Source organism: Nostoc sp. UHCC 0870 (genome assembly GCF_022063185.1).
Lineage (GTDB): Bacteria > Cyanobacteriota > Cyanobacteriia > Cyanobacteriales > Nostocaceae > Trichormus.
The window spans coordinates 3,849,222-3,871,437 of record NZ_CP091913.1 but is presented as its reverse complement, the minus strand read 5'-3'; the positions used below and the strand labels follow the sequence as shown (position 1 = coordinate 3,871,437).

Here is a 22,216-nt window from a genome sequence, read left to right as displayed (position 1 = left end):
CAATGGGGTTACTAATTATGGATAATGCCACATTGAAACTGCGCGGGATGAGTTGCGCGGCTTGTGCCAAAAATATTGAAGATGCTATTGTTGCTATTCCTGGGGTTGGGGAATGTAGCGTTAACTTTGGGGCAGAACAGGCAACAATTAAATATGATGCCAAAAAGACGGATTTACAAACTATCCAAAATGCGGTGAGTGCAGCCGGTTACTCTGCTTATCCATTGCAGGAAGAAACCTTGATGACAGGGGAAGATGATGAGGACAAGAGACATCGCCAGCAGGAGTTACGGGATTTACAGCAAAAGTTGATAGTAGGGGGAATTATTAGTATTGTGCTGTTCATTGGTTCATTACCAATGATGACAGGCTTACACCTACCTTTCATTCCCGCATGGCTGCATAACCCTTGGCTGCAATTAATCTTAACTACACCTGTACAGTTCTGGTGTGGTCAAAAATTCTATCTCAACGCCTGGAAAGCTTTCAAACGTCATAACGCCACAATGGATACATTGATAGCTTTAGGTACAAGTGCAGCATATTTTTATTCTCTCTTCCCTACGATATTTCCTGGTTTTTTCATCAGTCAGGGGTTGATGGCAGATGTATATTATGAAACTGCTGTAATTGTCATTACCTTAATCTTATTAGGACGGTTATTTGAGCATCGCGCCAAAAGTCAAACCTCAGAAGCCATCCGTAAATTAATTGGGTTGCAACCTAAAACAGCGCGGTTGATTCGCAATGGACAAGAAATAGATGTGCCAATTGCCCAAGTGCAGATTGGTGATGTGGTGCTAGTTCGTCCTGGGGAAAAGATTCCTGTGGATGGGGAAGTAATTAACGGTGCATCTACAGTTGATGAAGCGATGGTGACAGGGGAAAGTTTACCTGTGAAAAAGCAGTCAGGGGATGAGGTAATTGGCGCGACTATCAATAAAACTGGAAGTTTCCAATTTCGAGCTACACGGGTAGGTAAGGATACTGTACTGGCGCAGATTGTGCAGTTAGTGCAGCAAGCACAAGGTTCTAAAGCTCCTATTCAAAGACTAGCAGACCAAGTTACGGGTTGGTTTGTGCCGGCAGTGATGGCGATCGCTCTCCTTACCTTTATAATTTGGTTTAACAGCACTGGTAACATTACCTTGGCGTTGATGACTACAGTAGGGGTGTTAATTATCGCTTGTCCCTGTGCTTTGGGTTTAGCTACACCAACCTCTGTGATGGTGGGTACAGGTAAAGGTGCAGAAAACGGCATTTTAATTAAGGGTGCGGAAAGTTTAGAACTGGCACACAAAACCAAAATCATTGTTTTAGACAAAACAGGCACAATTACCGAGGGAAAACCCACAGTTACAGATTTTCTCACAGTTAACGGCACAGCTAACAGCAACGAAATTAAGCTATTACAACTAGCCGCAGCCGTAGAACGCAATTCTGAACACCCGCTAGCAGAGGCGGTTGTCAGATACGCCCAATCTCAGGAAGTCAAATTAGCAGAAGTCAGGGATTTTGCAGCAGTTGCAGGGAGTGGAGTTCAAGGTATTGTAAATGACAATCTTGTACAAATCGGTACACAACGCTGGATGGAAGAATTGGCAATTAACACCCAAGCTTTGCAACAAGATAAAGAACGTTTGGAATACCTTGGTAAAACTGCCTTTTGGCTAGCAGTAAACGGAGAAATGCAAGCATTGATGGGAATTGCTGATGCGATTAAACCTACTTCTGTTCAAGCTGTGCAAGCCTTAGAAAAACTTGGCTTAGAAGTCATAATGCTAACAGGCGACAACCCCCGCACAGCCGAAAGCATCGCCCGTGAAGTTGGTATCAAGCGCGTGTTAGCAGAAGTCCGTCCTGAGCAAAAGGCAGAGGTGGTTAAGTTGCTGCAATTTGAGAAGCGGGGGAGTAGGGAGCAGGGGGTAGGGAGCAAGGGAGCAGGGGAGCAGGGGAGCAGGGGAAAAAACAGCACTCAGCATTCAATTGTGGCGATGGTTGGGGATGGGATAAATGATGCGCCTGCTTTAGCTCAAGCTGATGTGGGTATTGCAATTGGGACTGGTACAGATGTTGCGATCGCTGCTAGTGACATTACTCTAATCTCTGGTGATTTGCAAGGTATTGTTACAGCTATTCAACTCAGCCGCGCCACAATACACAACATTCGACAAAACCTATTTTTCGCCTTTATTTACAACGTTGCGGGCATTCCTATTGCTGCTGGGATTCTCTTTCCTATTTTCGGGTGGTTACTTAACCCCATCATTGCTGGTGCAGCAATGGCATTTAGCTCGGTGTCAGTAGTGACTAATGCCCTACGTCTGCGTAAATTTCAGCCTAAAGCAATTTTATAGGAGTAAGACTAAAATGTTGAATAGAAAAATAATTCTTGCCAGTTTAGCAACTTGGGGATTGATGTTTGGTTTAGCTAACAATCAAGCACTCGCAGAAATAAATCATAACCATGAAGTGTCAACAACTCAATTCCGCCAAATTGAACAATCACTACCAATTAAAGCTGCTGTGACAATCGGTGGACTTGGGTTAATGGGGTTGGAATTATGGTGGTTTCTTTTGAGTAAACCTAAGTCCTAAAAACTTTTATCAAGGGTTACAGTATTATGTTAGTCCAAGAAGAATCAAAACTGATTGGGTTAGTTGCCAAGGAAAGTGGCGTTCCGATTAAAACTATTCGTTACTATGAAGAACTCGGTTTACTTACATCATCAGGCAGAACTGAGGGTGGGTTTAGATTATTTAAAGCTGATGTTTTAGCGCGGTTACATTTTATTAAACGCGCTCAAAGTTTGGGTTTGACATTATCAGAAATTAAAGAATTTTTGCAAGTTCACGATGCAGGAGAATTACCTTGTGAACACATAAAAACTAAGTTGGAAGATAAAGTCAAAGACATTGAAGAACAAATTCAACAATTACTAATTCTCAAACAAGAGTTAGAAGGACTACTTTCAGGTTGGGAAATCAAACCTGATAATGCTCACACTACAATTTGTCCCATCATTGAAAAAGATTGAGCCTACTTCTGGGTTTTGATATCTAACGCGGTATGCTCGTTTAATTTCCTCTGGTGTAGCATTTTTATTTACACCTAGAATTGCGTAATAATCTTTAAACTCCGTCGTCATTGGCATATCTAATCAATTCAAAATCCAAAATCTAATGTAATTAGCACAAATTATCTTTTCCCAGTCCCCAGTCCCCAGTCCCCAGTCCCTAATCCCTAAAGAGCTGAAGGAAAAGTCTCTGGTGCTTCGCCCATTTCCCAGTAAGCAGTCCTGTCTAGGGGTTCGACTCCCCTAGTATCATCAATGTGAATCACCGCATCAAATTGATCGGGAAGACAAGCATAAAAATAGTGACTGATACGCTCGGTTTCGGGTTGGTAAATGACACCAATTGCTCTTTCTAATCTTGGTTCTCTCAGACTAGTAATAGCCGGATTATTATCCCACAACAAAAGCAAAAATTGTGGTATTCCTGTTTGATGGAATAGGGCTTCATAACTACCTGGTAAAGCGGAACGCACTTGCTTAAGTTCCGTTGTTCCGCCCCAATCAGAAGCGGCTGTGACTGTTCCTGTGTAGGTGCTAAACCCTATTAGCACTGCATCTTGTCCGTAGCGATCGCGTACTAATTGACCCACATTTACTTCACCCAGTTTTCCCATATCTGTGGCTCTTGCGTCTCCTAGGTGGGAATTATGCTCCCAAACAACGACTTTGCTGGGTGTTCCTCGTTGATCTAAATGTTCAACTAGCTGTTCTAGCATTTCTGCCATATGGCGATCGCGAATATTCCATGATGAAACTCGCCCACTAAACATTGAGCGATAGTAAGCCTCGGCATTTTTAACTAATCGAGCGTTCTGCACAGCAGAGAAAAACTCATCTGCTGCTAGTTGATGACCTATCTAGGGGCTGAACAGCTAAAATGCAAATTCTGCATCCTTAAAACAGCCAGAAACTTTGGGAAATATCGAAATGTCTAATCAGGTTTGGTTATCACAGTTGCAACAACAGCGATCGCTTGCAGTTATTCGCGCACCAAAGCTGGAATTAGGACTGGAAATGGCTTTGGCTGTAGCAGATGGGGGGATGAAACTGATTGAAATTACCTGGAATAGCGATCGCGCCGGCGAATTAATTACGCACCTACGCAGCAAATTACCCGAATGTACCATTGGGACGGGGACATTATTTAATGTACAGCAGTTGCAAGAGGCGATCGCTGTTGGGGCGCAATTTCTCTTCACACCCCATGTTGATCCTGCCATGATTCAAGCAGCAGTAGCTCAAGATACACCAATTATCCCTGGCGCACTCACCCCGACCGAAATTATTACGGCGTGGTCTTATGGTGCTAGCTGTGTGAAAGTCTTTCCTGTACAAGCGGTGGGAGGTGCTAGCTACATTAAGAGTTTGCAAGGGCCACTCGGTCATATTCCCTTAATTCCCACAGGGGGAGTCACCCTAGAAAATGCTCAAGAACTGATCCAAGCTGGTGCTGTTGCTGTTGGCTTGAGTGGGGAGTTATTTCCCAAACAGTTAATCATACAGAGAAATTGGCAGGCGATCGCGCAATTGGCTAGTGAGTTACTGCGAAACTTAGCTTAAAAAAGTTATTTTAATTGATAATAAACTCCGATTCATTATTAACATTTTTAGCACAAATATAATAGATAAAAATTAGCCAGTTTTCAGATAAAAACTTTCTGAATACAAAAAACATATTGAAGTGATATTTATTAATGCAAATATGCTTTTTCAGCAAGTAAGTATTGATAAGTCATCTGGCATATCTATTTCTATAGCATTACATATCAATGTTTGAATTTAAGTCTTATCTCTAGGTTGAGATGTATAAGATCAATGTATAGTGTTTGATTTTGTCACAAATGTTAAAAAAAATTGAGAGTTACTCTTGAATTTTGTATAATTTTAATCAAGAGAAAATTTTCTATCATAGAAAAAACTCTAAGATTAAAGATGTTAATAAAACTGGCTCTCCCAGACTTGGTTTGATAAATTAACACTAAAAAATGGCTCAAATGATTGATATAACAAGGTTTCGCCAAAATAAAATCAAGGATTTAATAAAAATTTACTTTATTACTCTTGAATCCCAGACTATGTAAGGATTTAACCTGATATTAAGTATTAATTTGTTATAGCTAGTCTAGGAGAGCCATAAAACTTTAATTTGCTGATTTTTATGATTAAGTTTTTGTCCTATGGTCAAGCGATCGCTCCAAGCATCACTCACAGGAATTCAAGAGGCTAAAAGAGCATTTTCTCGCAAGGGGTGGACACAAGAGAATCTAGCAGAAGAAGTCAACATCAAAACTAGACAACCAATTTGGCGGTTTTTCAGTGGTCGTCCAGTTGAGCGTCATACTTTTATGGAAATTTGTACGGTCTTAGAACTGAATTGGCGAGAGATTGCGACTAATCCCCCGGCAGAATTTATTAACCGAGAAGAATTCACCCAGCCTCCTGTTTTGGATATTGATAGATTAGTGCAGCAAGTGCGATCGCAACGCTTAGATAAAATTCAAGACCAGTGCGGTATTTTGCAATTATTGGACATCAGCCGTCCCGTTGCGATCGATGACATATATATTGATGTGAATATTTTGGAGGAAATTGCCAGCTTTCAGTCGTTAGAAATCACGGAGCTGCAAAACCTTGATCCCAAAGAATTTGACCGTTTTGGTTTAGGTGAGGTTGACCAGAAACATATACCCGGTATACGGGCAGTTGCAACATACTCCAAGCTCAGGGTACTGGGCAAACCAGGGGTAGGTAAAACCACCTTTTTACAACATCTCGCCATTCAGTGTAACCAAGGCGCATTTGCAGAGAATCAAGTGCCAATCTTCATCACCCTGAGAAATTTTGCCCAAGAGTCTAAGATTAACAACGAGTTCAGCCTATTAAACTACATCCGCCAAGAGTTCCTCACCTCTGGCATTGCCGATGTCTCAGTCATAGAAACCTTACTAAATGCCGGCAGAGTATTGCTCTTGCTGGATGGTATGGATGAAGTTCTTAACCAACAAAGCAATGCCGTCTTAAGCGAAATTCGCAGATTTTCAGATAAGTATCACAAAAATCAGTTGGTAGCGACCTGTCGTACAGCAGCACAAAGACTTAGACTCCGAGGCTTTACCGATGTTGAAATTGCCCCATTTACCTCAGAACAAATCCGAGCCTTCGCTCAAAAATGGTTTGTGGCTTTTACCAAGACGAACGCTCAAGATGGTCAGTCCCAGTCTGTTGAGTTTATTCAGAAACTAGATTTAGATGAAAACTGGCAATTTCGCCAACTTGTCGTCACACCCCTATTTCTGCATCTTGCCTGCTGGGTGTTTCACGGTCAAGAAAAATTTCCGACTAAGCGCACTGACTTTTATAAGCAAGGTCTAGACCTGCTGTTGGGTAAATGGGATGAAGCCAGAGGTGTTGAACGAGATGAGGTTTACCGGGGGTTTTTATTACCCCAAAAGCTGAAATTATTGAGTCAGATTGCAGCCGTGACATTTGAACAAGGGCAGTATTTTTTTGAGCAACGCATCGTTGAGCAATATATTGGTGACTATATTCAGAATTTGACAAACGTGCCAATGGATGCAGAGGAACTGCAAATAGAAAGTGAAGCAGCACTGAAAGCCATCGAAGCCCAACATGGGCTACTTGCAGAACGGGCGCGGGGAATTTTCTCTTTTTCATATCTCGCATTTCAAGAATACTTCACAGCAAGAAAAATCGTTGCTAGCCACAACCTACAGGCATTAGAGCAAGCAATGGGAGGTCTGGTCAGTCACATCACTGACCCGCACTGGCGCGAAATCTTTTTGTTGACAGCTACCATGCTACGGAGTGCAGACTCTTTGGTGCAGTTAATGAAGCAACAGATTGATGCACTGGTTGCCCAAGACCCTTATCTACAAGAGTTTTTGACCTGGGCTAGCCAAAAATCCCGTACTATTCCTACTCAACCAAAAGATGCGACAATTCGAGCATTTTACCTGGGCTTGAGTCAGAATCCTCACCTAGCTCCTCACTTTGCTTTAGCCAGCAGCCTTGACCAAGGGATGTTTCTCGATGCGGCATTGGATAATCTGCTACTGGAGTGTGCAATTGATAAGAGCCAGGACTTTGCCCATATTCATGCCTGTGGCGATGCTCTCTCCAACATTTTGGGTATTGTTCTTGATGTTGGACTCTATAAATCTCTACAACAACTCTCTGACCAATTGCCAAATTCTCATCAAAATCAAGAACGGTTTCGGCTATGGTGTCAAACGAACTACTCAGCCTGGGCTGAACAGTTAAAAATTACGGTCATTAACTATCGCAATATTAATCACCAGTGGGAGTTTAGCCCTGAGCAGCAGCAAGTGCTGCAACGCTACTACGATGCCAATCAGCTATTACTCGATTGCCTACATAGTAATTGTGAAGTGACTGCTGCTATTAGACAGGAAATTGAAGCCACATTATTGTTGCCTCAGAAGGAACTTGAGGATAGGGAATGGCAATAGATTTTTTGCTTAAATAACTACATTTTATTTCGTAGTTAATCAACTTATTCACCAAATCAAACAGTAGCAAATTATATTACTAATAACAAAATATTTCATCTGCACCTGATGGTGAGTTTTTCACTTATTTTCAACGGTAGATTTATTTATGTCTTGTTACTATACATGGAGAAAATACAACTCAATGATTTGCTATTTAGAACCATTGTATATCGTTTTTGCTGTAATCAATCAATTCATTCACCAAATCAAACAACATAAAAATAATATCCCAGAAGCAGAACATTTCATCTGCACCTTTCAGTGATTCTCTCCTGTTTTTGATGCAAATAGCCAGTTATTTATCCTCCTTGTAATTACAGTTGTTTCCATCCCATTTTCTACTTAAATCCTCAGCGCAGGTTTTGTTATGAATTTAACGATTGCTGATCCTTCCGAAGTTGAGATACTCAAAGGTGTGCAAATACTAGTTGTAGACAACGATCTCGATAGTGGAGTGCTGTATAGCATATTTCTCAAAGATTTTGGCGCAAATGTGATAGCATCTGGCTCTATAAGGGAGGCTGTAGAAATTCTCAGTTGGTTTGTTCCCAACATGATAATTTGTGAAATTACTTTCTTCGGTGAAAGTATTTATACATTGCTTAACAAATTAAATGCTATGGAAGCAGACAATAGGAATCATATTCCAATAATTGTCACTTCAACGTGTACCAGAAGTAGTATTAACGGACTGCTAGAGATAGAGTGTGAAAGATATTTACTGAAACCAATCGACCTTGATCAATTTATTTTGATAATTAATAACTTAGTATTATCTAACGAAAATAACTTACCAGCTTCTGCACTAGAAACACGATGCAGTAATCTGATGGCAGTAAAAGAGGTCTTAGCACTAGAAGCAGAGGTGATATTAATACATAAAAATTATGAGGAATAGTAGCTATTTTTGGAGTGAGTTGCGTTAAAGGCTAAGAGGATGTTAAAAAGTCCCTGGTAGTGTAGCAAATCCTTTTTTAACAAACTTTAATTCACCCTATTTTTTGTTCAAAAATCAAAGATTAATCCTACATATATGCCCGAAAACTTTGATATTCCAAATATTGGAAACGATATAATAGACTTAGCTATCTTGAAAGGATTTACAATCCTCGCAGTAGATAATGACCCAGATATCTTAGTATTAATTACTGATATTCTTGAAGCCTATGGTATTCAAGTGCTGACGGCATTATCAGCTATATCCGCCTTGGAGATGATTAAACAATTCCCAGTGGATCTTGTAATTAGCGACATTAATATGCCAGAAAAAGACGGCTATTGGTTAATACAGAAAGTCAGAACGCTTACGCCTCCCCACAAAAGAGAAATTCCCGCGATCGCTTTTACTGGCAATGCCAAAGATCAGGCAGATCAGAAGGCTCTTGAGTCTGGGTTTCAAACTTATCTCCAAAAGCCTTCGACCTTGGATAAGTTAGTCACAGAAATAGCAAAATTGCTGCAACACTCTGGTAAAAGTAGTCCACTTTGACACTCCTCAGCAGAAATATCAGACTCTCCCGCTATATTTCTGTATTTTTCTGGATGAAATTCTTTCAAAACCACAGTTATATTTGATTTCTACAAACCTGGTTGAAATTTAGTTATTCGTCTGTTTCTACCATGAAAATATTAAGTTCTCACGACTGGACACGCTACTTAAAACTATTTCTGGCTGGTGCAGGATTGTCATTAAGTACAATCTGCATCAGTTCGGGTACAGTTTGGGCTAGTTCAATTAACCCCAAAATTGCCGAAAATATCCAAACTCTACAAAAATCAGAAGAACGCTGGATTCAGATTAATCTCTCAACGCAGAGATTAATCGCTTGGGAAGGAAAAAAACCAGTTTATGCGATCGTTATTTCCTCTGGTAAAAAAGCCACACCTACACGCATAGGTAATTTTAAAATTCAATCAAAGCACAAGTCTACTCGTATGCGTGGTAGAACTTATGATGTTCCCAACGTTCCCCATGCCATGTTTTATCAAGGTAATTATGGTATTCATGGTGCTTATTGGCATAAAAAATTTGGCACGCCAGTCAGCCACGGTTGCGTAAATCTTGCCCCTAATCATGCTAAATGGCTATTTAATTGGGCTTCTTTAGGTACGCCAGTAGTTATCCATAAGTAAATAAGTAGAACAGCGTAAATAATTAAAGGTTTGTAGTAAGGACTTTAGTCCTAAAATAAGGACTGAAGTCCTTACTACGAACTCAATCCTATTTTTTTACTGACTCACGATAAAAATATATATATTTTGCATACCTAACAAACAATTTAAGCTGATCTAAAGTAATGCCTTTTACAGCATTCAACACTGCTAATCATTTATTAGTAATAGGAATGCGTGAATTAGGAATAGGGGGAGATTGTGAATAAAAATCTAGTCAGCTTGATCAGTTTTATAGCTGCGATAGGTTTCAGTATTGGAGCAATCACCATAATTCAATCGATGAATGTACCTATTTTAATTACTCTTAGTGTTTCTATATTCACCAGTTTTGCCTTTATACTTTTTATTTTTATACATAGTCTAATAACTCATTTTAAATAATTGCAAAAAATTAAGTTTATAGTCATGAACTTAGAAAGGCGATCGCTATAATTATGTACTATACGTAGGTGTAGCTAGTGTTAGGCGATCGCCTGGATTATTTGGGTGTTGAACTTAAACATTTAGCTGATTTTAATTATACCCCTATCAAAAACTCGATGATTAGTACCAATAGCACTAACTTCGATTCTATTGGGATACACTTCATAGGTAGCAAAGCTTAAATTACTAGTGGAATATTCAGTCCACTCTGAACGTCCTGTAGGACGATTACCTGCACCTGCACCACAGGTTAAATAGGTAGTCCCATCTATAGCGCGAGTACGTTCGTAACTGTGTTCATGTCCATTGATATACAATTGCACACCATATTTTTTAAACATTGGTGTGAAAGTTTTAATAAAAGCTTGATTACTACCGTAGACACCAGATGAATAAATTGGGTGATGTCCAAATACCACTTTCCAAGTAGCATTACTACTACTTAATTCTTTTTCTAACCAAATTAATTGATTTTGCCAATCAGCATTATTATTAGTATCTAAAGCAAAAAATTGCACGCGATCGCGGCGAACACTATAATATCTGCGTCCGTTCATATTAAAGCCAGGGTATTTGACTTGTGGCTCACCGTTATCAGTGCGAATATCATGATTACCTAAGCAAGCTTGAAATTTTACGCCTTGTTTGAGCAAATCTTGATAGGGACGCTCAAAAACAGCCTGAATTTTCTCAATTTCGCCGTTGTTGTAAATATTATCTCCAGCCAAAACTACCAAATCATAAGGATTTCGCTGGTGATAACGCGTCATTGCCTTAGCTACATCATACTGTCCTTTTGCTCCAGTCCCAGTATCAGCTACAGAGATAAACCGCAAAAGTAAGTCTTTTTTAGTCGGTGTGGCGGCGGTTGCTAAATCTATGAGTTTACTTTGGCCATTTTGACGAATTAATGTCCAACTTAAAACACCAGTCCCCAGGGTGCTGACACTACTTAACAATAAAAATTGTCGGCGGGTTAGTTTCATCACTTTTTAAATTCAATAATTGATAATTCGTTATTGTATTCTGTAAGCACAGCTTTACCATAGGGTATTACATAATGCAATTACTCATGATTTTGCTCGACGAAGTGATACATTAAGGCACAAGAGGCGGTAGCAGCAATCATGCTCACCACTCGTCTTTGATTCTCTGTTGTTGGTGAAAGTTCCATGTCAGAAGACAATTCCCCTGAACCCCAAGCTAATCAACCAGAACCGACAAATGAAGCGAGAAATCAACCCCGCCAAAGGAGAGTACAGCCTGTTTGGAAGGGGACAATCATTCAACTTCTCAGGGGAGCGATCGCACTTTTAGAAACCACTGTCGATAAACTAGAGACAGCACCCCCTCCAGGTACTGAAGCAACACCGGGATTTTGGCGTTCTCTCCCATCTCAATGGAGTAGATTTTTACTTAGACAAGTCCGTCCTTTTTTACCATCAAATTTGTCTATCAAGTTGACGGATGACGCTTTGACAGGCATCATCGCTACCATCGCCGTAATTTTAGTGTGGACAACGGTAACTGTATTTACTAACAAACCCACAGAGATAGCCACAGTTCCCCCAGTGGAAGAAGTTCCCACACCAACACCAACACCAATCATAACTACGCCACCCGAAGCACCCGCACCAGAACCACAGCCACCAGAAGAAATTACACCACCAACTGAACCAGAACCAACACCAGAACCGACTCCCACACCAACACCAACACCAATATTAGAGTTAACGCCAGAACAAAGATTAATAGCAGCCATTGAAAATCAAGTCTCAGAAATTAGCGAGCGCATCGCCTCTGGCATCATAAAATCAATTCAAGCTAACTTCCGCACCAGTAGCCTAACAGTCAAAATTAATGATGATTGGTACAATCTCAAAGCATCTGAGCAAAATCAACTAGCAGCCGAGATATTACAACGTTCTCAAGAATTAGATTTTGCTCATTTAGAAATCATCGACTCTCAAGATAGGTTAGTAGCGCGTAACCCAGTTGTCGGTACTGAAATGATTATTTTTCAACGCACAAGTTAGAAACTCAGCACTCCGAACTCAGCACTCAGCACTCAGCACTCAGCACTCAGCACTCTCATCGGCTGAGATGGTATCCAGACTGTAAAAATTGAGCCAATTCCTACTGTGGATTCTACTTCAATGCGACCTCGATGTAGTTCTACTAATTGTTTAGTTAAAGCTAAACCTAACCCTGTACCTTCATAACGGCGACGATAGGGTGTATCGAGTTGTTGAAATTTTTCAAACAATAGAGGTATTTGGGTTTCGGAAATGCCAATACCTGTATCTTCAATTTGAAAAATAGCAGTCTCATCTTCCACCCACAAACGCAAAGTTACATTACCACCTTCAGGGGTAAATTTGATCGCATTGGTTAATAAATTCCAGAGGACTTGTTCTACTCGTCCTACATCAGCAGTGAAGCGATCGCGGCTCGGATCAATTTGCAAATCAAGTTTTAGACTAATTTGCTCAGTTTGAGCTTTATCTAATAATGATTCTATGGTGTTTTCTGCAATCTTGACTAAAGAAAATTCTGCAATATTTAATACTGCTTTACCGGCCTCAATTTGCGATAAATCGAGGATGTCGTTAATCATGTCTAAGAGATGTTCACCGCTATCATGGATTGTTTGTAAATAATCCCGTTGTCGTTGACTCAATTCACCCAAAGGCCAGCGTAATAAGGTAGACGACATACCAATCACGTAAGTTAGAGGGGTGAGTAATTCATGGCTAATAGTGGCTAAAAATTCATTTCTGAGGCGGCTAGCAGCTTCCGCCGCGAGTAACGCATCCCGTAAAGCCATTGTGCGCTCAATGACACGTTGTTCGAGAGTTTGTTTCTCTTGAGTGAGCGATCGCATTAATTCCGATTGATGAATGGCGATCGCTAATTGTTCAGCGATGGAATTCAACAAACTTTTTTCGCTCTCAGTCCACTGATGGGGACTGTAACATTGATGAGCAATTAGCAACCCCCATAGTTTATCTTCAAACATAATCGGTGCTGCTAACATTGCTTTGACTTGGCTTTGTCTTAAAAAATCCAATAAACACTCTTCGAGAGCGTAAGTTTTTTCAATATCATCTACAACTAAAGTAAAACCTTGACGATATTTCTCCCAACATGGGGAATTTTTAGCAAAACAACTTTTTTCCTGGTAATGTAATATTGATGGAATTGTATCTGTGGCACGAGCTTCATAAACTATACAACCCCCATATTTTTGCAAGTCTTGCATTCGGGGGTAGAGGGGATTGTAATTATTGACTCGTGAACTCTCAAATTTATATATTACTAATCTGTCTAATTCCAAAAACTCCCTTACTTGTGCAATTGCCGTAGTCATAATTACCGACAAATCTAGGCTTTTGCGAATTTTGGTTGTCACCTGATTCAGTAGTCGCTCTTGGGAAATTTGTTTTTTTAAAGCATCTTCTACTGGTTGACAGCTATAAATTTCCGGCACATTAGCAAGTGTAGGTGTTGCTAGTTCCCCGCCTGGCTGTGGTAAAAGATATTCTAATAATAATAAAGAAAATTGACTTTGTAGTGTAGCATCATTAGGTTTGAGAATTTGGCGATAGTGTTCCAAATGTTGGTAGGTATCAGAATCACAACCAAACAAATCTCGCAATTTTGAGATAAAAGAGGCGATCGCCTCTGCATCAAATGTCAACCTAGTATGAAGTGATGAGTCTGTATAATTATCTACCACCTGGTTTAAAGGAATAATTTCTTCCCACAACCGATTCTCTTGTTCTTGCTCACCCACCATCAGCGCACTAAATCGCTCAGAAACCACCAATGTAAATCTCTGTCTTTCCCACTCCACAGGTACACGAATCCTAGACAAAATAGCTTCTGTGAGTACCAAAGCAGCAGTTTCTACTGCATGAGCCATCTGCTGCAACAATTCCCCAAGCTGACTAAATACAACTAAAGGTAAATTTCGAGAAAAGCTCAAATCAGGAGAACTAAGCATTTTCAATGGTTTTCTAAGAAGGATAGGGTTCTGGGCTGAAATATTGTTTGATTATGTTCTAACCAACAGTTTAAAGCGGTAATACAGGATTATGCATCGTTTAAGTACAACATCGGTAGGATTGAACCAGTCAGAAGGTGTTATTTTTCTAGAACAAACCCCAGCTAGCTTTGTATTTATTACGGCTGCTGATACCGACATTCAAACCCTGGCTGCTACAGTTCCCCAATTACCTACAACATTTCCTGCATTGAGAGTAGCGAATTTATTACTGTTGCAGCAACAAATAAGCATTGATACTTACGCAGAACAAGTTTTAGAACTTGCCCAAGTAATCATTTTGCGCCTGATAGGAGGACGTTCCTATTGGGCTTACGGTTTAGAAATAGTGCAGGAAATTGTGCAACGTAATGGTGTACACCTAATTGTAATGCCAGGAGACGATGCGCTCGATCCTGAATTGTTTTCTCAGTCTACCTTGCCTGCGACTACTGTTAACCAAATATGGCAGTATTTCAATGAAGGCGGCGTAGAAAATTTTGTTAACGCTCTCCAGTTTATCAGTGATAAATGTTTAGCCACTGTATATAATCCAGCACCACCGCAACGAGTTCCCCGTGTGGGGGTGTATTTAGGGGACAGGTTACAGGTTACAGGTGACAGGTTACAGGTGACAGGTGAGAGGGGAGCAGGGGAGCAGGGGAGATTTTACCCCAATGTGCCATGCTCAATTCCTAAAGTCGGTATATTGTTTTACCGCGCTCACTATTTGGCGGGAAATACTAAAGTTATTGATGCGTTGTGTGCGGCTTTGGCGCAAAGAAACTTACAACCTTTGCCTGTGTTTGTTTCTTCTTTGCGTGACCCTGATGTGCAAACAGAGTTAATGCAGTTTTTTCAAGGTCAGAACTCAGAGCAAGTTTCAGTATTACTCAATACCACTAGCTTTTCCTTGGCACGGTTAGATACAGAAACACCCCAGACTGAACTGTGGGAAAAATTAGATGTTCCTGTATTGCAAGTTATCCTCAGTGGCGGATTTTTAGAGCAGTGGGAAGCACTATCACAAGGACTTTCTCCCCGCGACATTGCGATGAATGTTGCTCTACCAGAAGTGGATGGCAGAATTATTAGTCGTGCTGTGTCCTTTAAGGCGGTACAAACACATCATCCTGACTTAGAAACAGATGTGGTAGTTTATGAACCAGTGAGCGATCGCATTGAGTTTGTTGCTGAACTGGCAGCGAATTGGGTTAAACTACGCGCCAAACCACCCCAAGAGCGCAAAATAGCCCTGATTTTAGCTAATTACCCCAACCGCGATGGACGTTTAGCCAACGGTGTGGGATTAGATACCCCAGCTAGTTGTATAGAAATCCTCAAAGCATTACAAGCAGAAGGGTATTTAGTAGAAAATCCCCCCACTAATAGTGATGAATTAATCGCACGTTTAACGGCTGGTGTTACCAACGATCCAGAAGGTAGAGACTGGCGACCAGTACAGCAAAGTTTATCAACTGCTGAATATCAAGAATATTTTGCCTCTTTACCAGAAATAGTACAGCAAGGTATTGGGGAGAGGTGGGGGACTGAGGACTGGGGACTGGAGGGACAACAAAGCAATTCCCAATTCCCAATTCCCGGTATTCAACTAGGTAATGTATTTGTAGGTATTCAACCATCACGGGGTTATGATCTTGACCCTAGTTTGAATTATCATGCACCGGATTTAGAGCCAACCCATAACTATTTAGCTTTTTATTATTGGGTGCGGGAATGTTTTGGATCTAATGCGATTGTTCACGTGGGGAAACATGGAAATTTGGAATGGCTTCCCGGTAAGAGTTTAGCTTTATCTAGCACTTGCTATCCCGAAGTAGCCTTTGGTGCAATGCCCCACTTATACCCATTTATTGTCAATGACCCCGGTGAAGGTTCGCAAGCCAAGCGTCGCGCCCAAGCGGTGATCATAGACCATCTTACGCCCCCAATGACTCGCGCAGAACTCTATGGGGCTTTACAAAAGCTAGAAAATTTAATTGATGAATATTATGAAGCGGAAAGTTTAGATCCTTCCCGCTTACCAGCCTTGCGCGATCGCATCCGAGAACTAGTCATCCAAGAAAATCTTTATAAAGACTTAGGGATTCAAGATGAAAAAGAAATTTTAAATTTTGAGTCTTTAATTTTAAATTCCTTAGATGGCTATCTATGCGAACTAAAAGAAGCACAAATTCGAGATGGATTGCACATTTTTGGGCAATGTCCCCAAGGTAGACAATTACGGGACTTAATTGTAGCGATCGCTCGCATTCCCAACCGCTATTCTCCAGGGATTACCAGATCCTTAGCCGATGATTGGGGTTTAGACCTCGACCCCCTCACCGCCGATTTCAGCAGTGAATTATCACTAAGCGACAAGCAAATTTTAGCCCAAAAAACTCAAAATCCCTGTCACACCGCAGGCGATGCCGTCACCACCCTGGAAGAACACGCCGCCTCACTAGTAGAACAACTCATTACAAATTTAAAATTAAGTTCCCCAGTCCCTAATTCCCTCAACTGGATTAACGCCAAACTTCTCCCTGCGCTGCAACAAACACAGATGGAAATCACCCATCTGTTGCGGGGACTGGATGGGAAATACATCCCCAGCGCACCATCAGGCGCACCCACACGGGGAAGACCAGAAGTTTTACCCACAGGGAGGAATTTTTACTCAGTAGATATTCGCGCCATTCCCACAGAAACAGCTTGGGATGTGGGTAGAAAAGCAGCCGAAAACCTGATTGAATGCTATACCCAAGAACACGGCGAGTATCCCAAGACCCTAGGCTTATCCGTCTGGGGAACGGCGACAATGCGGACAGGGGGAGACGACATCGCCGAGGCTTTAGCTTTACTGGGTGTAAGACCCGTGTGGGATGGCGCAGCGCGGCGCGTCATCGATTTAGAAATTTTGCCCTTGAGCATTTTGGCAAGACCCCGTGTAGATGTCACCTTACGCATTTCGGGATTTTTCCGTGATGCTTTTCCCAACTTAATGGATTTATTTGAGCAAGCCGTCAACGCAGTCGCTGCACTAGATGAACCACCAGACCAAAACCCCATAGCAGCGCAAGTTAAGCAAGATACTGATTTTTGGTTGCAACAAGGTTTAACTTCAGAAACGGCCTTAGCGCGATCGCTTTATCGTATCTTTGGCTCAAAACCAGGTGCTTACGGTGCGGGACTCCAAGGCTTAATGGAATCACAAAACTGGCAAGATGACCAAGATTTAGCCCAAGCCTATATTAATTGGAGTTGTTACGCCTATTCTTCAGGTGACAGGTTACAGGTGACAGGTGACAGAACAGGAGGGAGTGTAGGGGAAGCAGGGGGAGAAATCCAACCTAATACCCAGTCCCCAGTCCCCAATCCCGAAGCCTTCACCCAGCGATTAGGGCAAATGCAAATTGTCCTGCAAAACCAAGACAACCGCGAACATGATTTGCTCGATTCTGATGATTATTATCAATTTCAGGGTGGATTAACGGCGGCGGTGCGGTCTATCCAAGGGAAAAACCCTGAAACTTATTTTGGTGATAATTCCATTCCATCTCAACCACGCGTCCGCCAACTTAAATCAGAAATTGCGCGGGTGTATCGTTCTCGTGTGGTGAATCCTAAATGGATTGAGGGTGTGATGCGCCACGGCTACAAAGGTGCATTTGAAATGTCAGCAACTGTAGATTTTGTATTCGCCTATGATGCTACGGCCAGATGTGTCGAAAACTATATGTATCAGGGTGTCATGCAGGCTTATTTGCTTGATTCCGTAGTTTGTGACTTTATTCAGGAGAAAAATCCCCATGCTCTACGTGATATTGCGGAAAAATTATTAGAGGCACACAAGCGCGGTTTATGGCAGGATGTAAATATACAAACATTAGATACTTTACGCAACTTAGTACATCAAGCTGAAGCAGCTATTGAAGAAAAGTAAGTGGTGTAGGAATTATGGACAACATCGCGTATTTACATCTAGCTTTCGCCTACGAAGGTAACGAAGCCAATGAGTTAGTTTCTTTTGACCCATTACTAGATAAAGCGACTCTACCCGACTGGAAACGTTTGTCTAGTAAGGCTTGGAAGTATATGCTACCCCTTGCTCTGACACTATCAGTTCTTGGTAGCGTTAGTAGTGTCTGGGCATTAGAAAGAGGAGATCAAGGCCCTTCTGTCAGAAATATCCAACAAAAACTGCAAAACGCAGGTTTTTATCAAGCACCCATTACTCAAGTCTATGACTTTCCCACAGAAGACGCTGTGCGGCGTTTTCAACAAGCCGCAGGTTTGCCTGTTGATGGTATTGTCGGGGCTAGCACCTTAGAAAAATTAGATAGTTGGCGTGGAGCTACTGTAATTAGCCAACCGCCAACAGCTACTTTTGTCAGTAATCAAACGACACTGAGACAAACTAGCACTGCTAATACACAAACTCGCAGCAACGCTACTACCAGTACAAAACCAAAACAAACTAGCACTGCTAATACACAAACTCGCAGCAATGCTACTACCAGTACAAAACCAAAACAAACTGTAGTCGCTAATTCAGTCACTAAGAAGCGTCAAAGCCCCAACTATTTAGGTAAAGGCGATGAAGGTGAAGAGGTGAGAGTTTTGCAAGAACGTTTGCGAGTAGCAGGATTTTATTACGGTAACGCTACCGGCATTTTTGGGCCGATCACTGAAGAATCTGTAAAAAGGTTTCAATCAGCTTATAAATTGGATAGTGACGGCATTGTTGGCCCCGCAACAACGGCAAAATTACCCCCACTGGGTGTAGGTGGTAGAACTTCTCAGCCTCCGCAAGCGGCGAATAAAGATCAACTCCGTCTAGGCGATCGCGGCGAAGGAGTCCGAGTGCTGCAAGAACAGTTAATTCAAGCCGGGTATTTACAAGGACAACCCAACGGCTACTTTGGTTCTTACACCGCAGATGCAGTAAAAAGATTTCAAGCCGGTAATTATTTAGCTGTCAGTGGGATTGCTGGGCCTACTACCAGAGCTAAATTACATAACTTAGTTACTAAAACACCGAAAAGTGATTTTAGTGTTTTAGAGATCCAAAGACGACTGCAAGCAAGAGGATTTTATAAAGGCCAATTAAATGGCTTAATGGCAGAAGATACCAAAAAAGCTATCAAGCAAGCACAGGAATTTTATGGTATCAGCCTCACTGATGTTAGAAGCGGACGCTTTTAGCACCCGCTTCAGCATTTGCTCAGTGTAAGTCAGTAACAGGTAATTTACCTCCGAATAGCAGCAACAATTCTAAATAACTGAACAGCCTATGCTATAAGCTTTTTGACTTCCGCGTAGCGGTACTTGGGGCTAAAGCGGCATCAACGCCCGTTGGCACTTGGGGCATACTGCATGGATTGTCATTTGACAGTCAAGTAGGTGGAAACCTTCCTTTTGAGCAGTTTTAGCCCCAATTTTTAAAATTGAGTCATTTTTGAACTCAATGGTTGAGTTGCAACGCACACAAATCAAGTGATGATGATGATGGGGATAAGGTTGGTTGATTTCGTAGTGCTTATGCCCTTCTCCGAGTTCAAGTTCCCTTAAGATGCCCATCCGCGCCATCAACTTCAAAGTCCGGTAGATAGTTGAAAGGCTAATCCCTTCACCTTCACCTTCTAAGCGGTGATATAAATCCTCAGCACTCAAATGTTCGCCTTGAGGGAGTTCTTGAAAAATGTGTAATATAGTTTCTCTTTGGGGAGTTAAACGCCAACCACGTTCGTTTAATTCAGCCTTGAGTGACGTATTTGTGTAGACAGTCATACTAATTTTTCTCAACAAAGCTTATTAATTGAGAATATAGCAAATATTTGGAGTCATTGGCAACAACTGTTGCTTATTGCGAATATTTATTAAATTTTAAAAATAATTGATGAGTTTGAGAAGATGGATCTAATAATTTATGATCCCTACTGTTAGGATATCTGCCAAAATGGCTGATGAGATAATGTTATCACTAATTGCCAAACTTTCTTAAAACGGCAAATAAATTTACCGTTTACGCTACATCTCTGATTTAAAAATACGGAGTTTTGCACTTTTCTTCCTAGCTGATAAATAGTCCAGAGTCAACAATCTATAGTTGAGATTTTGTTTACTATTAAGCATTAACTATTGACTGTTGACTATTGACTATTTCAACTAACTCAACGACTCTAAATAGTCGCGGATGAGGTTGCGACGCTTGGGTTGGCGCAGCTTCTGTAAAGCCTTAGATTCAATTTGGCGGACTCGTTCCCGTGATAAATCAAGGGCGCGGCCAATTTCTGCTAATGAGTAAGGATGACCATCAGCCAAACCAAACCGCATCAGAATCACATCCCGTTCACGGGTGGTTAAATCTGCTAACAAATTTTGCAAGTCTCTTTGTAAAGATTCTCGCATTAACATTTCTTCAGGGGTAACACCGTCGGTCTCTAATAATTCGCCTAACTCGGTATCTTTATCTTTACCGACTTTAGTTTCTAAAGAAACAGAACGAGGTACTCTCAACAAAACTTCCCGCACTTGAGTCGGTGTCATTTCTAACTCAATTGCTAGGTCTTCTAAAGTAGGAGTGCGACCTTTTTCTTGAGCAATTTTGCGTTGAGCTTTTTTAATTTTGTTAAGTTTTTCTGTGATGTGAACTGGAAGGCGAATCGTGCGGCTAGAAGTTGCGATCGCTCTCGTAATTCCTTGACGAATCCACCAGTAAGCATAGGTACTAAAGCGGTATCCCTTGGTAGGGTCAAATTTTTCTACAGCCCGTTCTAAACCAAGAGTTCCTTCTTGGACTAAATCCAATAATTCCAAACCGCGATTTTGATACTTCTTAGCAACGGACACAACCAAGCGCAAATTAGCCTTGATCATGTGTTCTTTTGCGTGTAGACCGTTAGATTGAACCTTCTCTAATTCTTCTACAGTCAATTTGGCAATTTCTGCCCAACGACGCTTACCTTCTGACAAAATCGGCTTAAGGTCAGATACCTGAACACCAGCCGTACTAGCCCACCGTTCCAAAGAAGGGCGGTGTCCTAACTCTGATGTTAAACGTTCCTGAACTTCAATTAAGTTGAGATAAGGGGTAACTACTGCATCTCCTTGTTTGGCTGCATTGGCTAGCACTATCCGCAATCTTAAGTAACGCTGGACTTTTTGGGCTTCGGAAACCTCTTCATCGCGTCCTAACAACCGAACTCGGCCTATCTCTTGAAGATATAGACGTACTAAGTCTGTACTGCGGCGGTTACCGTTAGCAGCAAAGTTATTGGGATCAGCAGCAGCGATTTCCAACTCTTGGAGATCGTCCACCGAAAATTCACCGTCATCAGCCGTAAGATCAGGATCTAAAGCCTGGCGGGATTTTTGGGTGTTGTAGGCGGCATCTGCGTAAAAAGATGTTGCTGGCATAAAATCGTCTCTATGGCTCCAGGTAACAATAGATTGCGGTCAGCTATTTAACTGTTGCTATTGTTCCCGTGATTTTAGATTAACTAACACGGTTGAGAATTCCAGTAATGTTTTTTTTGCGAAACAATTTACTGGTTCTCTGTCAAGCATGAAAACCGAACTAGACTCGGCTGCTGAACTTTTGATTGAACCAATAGCTATTCAAGTACACAATCAGGCTTTAAATTCCGAACTACCGAGTCAGCATTTCAACATTGATAGATATTAATTGCTACTTTGGTATTTTGTATAAACATATTTCAGTGGAAATCATATTCCTCATCGGTATAGTCACATCTACATGGATATGAAAGTGATTTCCTGACGATTTTCTAATTTTTTCTAGGGATTTTTTGGGAATAAATCAAGGTATATAGATGATCATAGGTGCTTGAGTAGTCTGTTACAAGTGATACTTTCAATTATTAAATTGTTCACAGTTAGCACTTTTTCATCAACACTTCACACTTAGTTAGCATTCACTCAACCTGTCTTCATATTTC

General features: G+C 41.3%; 16 protein-coding genes and 1 pseudogene. 11 read left to right on the top strand and 6 right to left on the bottom strand.

Annotation, left to right across the window (positions count from 1 at the left end; genetic code table 11):
• Positions 1-17 precede the first annotated feature (17 nt).
• Genes L6494_RS16260 through L6494_RS16250 form a run of 3 tightly spaced genes read left to right on the top strand, consistent with a single transcriptional unit; the run spans position 18 to position 3,038 of the window.
• A complete protein-coding gene (locus L6494_RS16260; RefSeq protein ID WP_237988751.1) occupies positions 18-2,357 on the top strand; it encodes a heavy metal translocating P-type ATPase in 2,340 nt (779 codons plus the stop codon).
• Between the two features lie 13 nt (positions 2,358-2,370).
• Positions 2,371-2,598 (top strand): hypothetical protein, encoded by a 228-nt coding sequence (locus tag L6494_RS16255; protein WP_237988750.1) that lies wholly within the window; start codon positions 2,371-2,373, stop codon positions 2,596-2,598.
• A 26-nt stretch (positions 2,599-2,624) separates the two neighbouring features.
• Positions 2,625-3,038 (top strand): heavy metal-responsive transcriptional regulator, encoded by a 414-nt coding sequence (locus tag L6494_RS16250; RefSeq protein WP_237988749.1) that lies wholly within the window; start codon positions 2,625-2,627, stop codon positions 3,036-3,038.
• Between the two features lie 27 nt (positions 3,039-3,065).
• Here the strand turns inward: L6494_RS16250 and L6494_RS16245 are convergent.
• Together L6494_RS16245 and L6494_RS16240 are read right to left on the bottom strand one after the other, a co-directional pair.
• Positions 3,066-3,155 (bottom strand): annotated as a pseudogene (locus tag L6494_RS16245) (DnaJ domain-containing protein); the annotation flags it as partial.
• Between the two features lie 89 nt (positions 3,156-3,244).
• Positions 3,245-3,895 (bottom strand): erythromycin esterase family protein, encoded by a 651-nt coding sequence (locus tag L6494_RS16240; protein WP_237988748.1) that lies wholly within the window; start codon positions 3,893-3,895, stop codon positions 3,245-3,247.
• A gap of 109 nt (positions 3,896-4,004) precedes the next feature.
• Between L6494_RS16240 and L6494_RS16235 the strand changes: the two genes are divergently transcribed.
• From L6494_RS16235 to L6494_RS16215, 5 genes are all read left to right on the top strand, one after another.
• Entirely contained in the window at positions 4,005-4,637 is a 633-nt protein-coding gene (locus L6494_RS16235; protein WP_237988747.1) for a bifunctional 4-hydroxy-2-oxoglutarate aldolase/2-dehydro-3-deoxy-phosphogluconate aldolase, read from the top strand.
• Positions 4,638-5,254: 617 nt separating this feature from the next.
• The gene (locus L6494_RS16230; RefSeq protein ID WP_237988746.1) at positions 5,255-7,567 is read left to right on the top strand and encodes an NACHT domain-containing protein; all 2,313 of its coding nucleotides are present in this window, start codon (positions 5,255-5,257) and stop codon (positions 7,565-7,567) included.
• 409 nt (positions 7,568-7,976) lie between these two features.
• Positions 7,977-8,507 carry a response regulator gene (locus tag L6494_RS16225; protein WP_237988745.1) on the top strand — a complete coding sequence of 177 codons (531 nt, stop codon included), beginning with the start codon at positions 7,977-7,979 and terminating at the stop codon, positions 8,505-8,507.
• A 135-nt stretch (positions 8,508-8,642) separates the two neighbouring features.
• A complete protein-coding gene (locus L6494_RS16220; protein ID WP_237988744.1) occupies positions 8,643-9,098 on the top strand; it encodes a response regulator in 456 nt (151 codons plus the stop codon).
• A 131-nt stretch (positions 9,099-9,229) separates the two neighbouring features.
• The gene (locus tag L6494_RS16215; RefSeq protein ID WP_237988743.1) at positions 9,230-9,742 is read left to right on the top strand and encodes a L,D-transpeptidase; all 513 of its coding nucleotides are present in this window, start codon (positions 9,230-9,232) and stop codon (positions 9,740-9,742) included.
• A 545-nt stretch (positions 9,743-10,287) separates the two neighbouring features.
• Here the strand turns inward: L6494_RS16215 and L6494_RS16210 are convergent.
• Positions 10,288-11,193: a metallophosphoesterase family protein gene (locus L6494_RS16210; RefSeq protein ID WP_237996061.1), complete on the bottom strand. Its 906-nt coding sequence runs from the start codon at positions 11,191-11,193 to the stop codon at positions 10,288-10,290.
• A gap of 186 nt (positions 11,194-11,379) precedes the next feature.
• Here L6494_RS16210 and L6494_RS16205 point away from each other — a divergent pair, with 186 nt between their 5' ends.
• Entirely contained in the window at positions 11,380-12,243 is an 864-nt protein-coding gene (locus tag L6494_RS16205) for a hypothetical protein (protein WP_237988742.1), read from the top strand.
• A 32-nt stretch (positions 12,244-12,275) separates the two neighbouring features.
• Here the strand turns inward: L6494_RS16205 and L6494_RS16200 are convergent, their stop codons facing one another.
• Positions 12,276-14,213, bottom strand: a complete 1,938-nt coding sequence (locus tag L6494_RS16200; protein ID WP_237988741.1) for a GAF domain-containing sensor histidine kinase — start codon at positions 14,211-14,213, stop codon at positions 12,276-12,278.
• Between the two features lie 91 nt (positions 14,214-14,304).
• Here L6494_RS16200 and cobN point away from each other — a divergent pair, with 91 nt between their 5' ends.
• A complete protein-coding gene (gene cobN / locus L6494_RS16195; protein ID WP_237988740.1) occupies positions 14,305-18,198 on the top strand; it encodes a cobaltochelatase subunit CobN in 3,894 nt (1,297 codons plus the stop codon).
• Positions 18,199-18,212: 14 nt separating this feature from the next.
• Positions 18,213-19,460 (top strand): peptidoglycan-binding protein, encoded by a 1,248-nt coding sequence (locus L6494_RS16190; protein ID WP_237988739.1) that lies wholly within the window; start codon positions 18,213-18,215, stop codon positions 19,458-19,460.
• 129 nt (positions 19,461-19,589) lie between these two features.
• On the opposite strand, the gene L6494_RS16185 is transcribed toward L6494_RS16190, so the two are convergent.
• Positions 19,590-20,045 carry a Fur family transcriptional regulator gene (locus tag L6494_RS16185; protein ID WP_190703469.1) on the bottom strand — a complete coding sequence of 152 codons (456 nt, stop codon included), beginning with the start codon at positions 20,043-20,045 and terminating at the stop codon, positions 19,590-19,592.
• Positions 20,046-20,423: 378 nt separating this feature from the next.
• Complete coding sequence (gene sigC / locus L6494_RS16180; RefSeq protein ID WP_237988738.1) at positions 20,424-21,674, bottom strand: RNA polymerase sigma factor SigC; 1,251 nt, start codon at positions 21,672-21,674, stop codon at positions 20,424-20,426.
• Between the last annotated feature and the right edge of the window lie 542 nt (positions 21,675-22,216).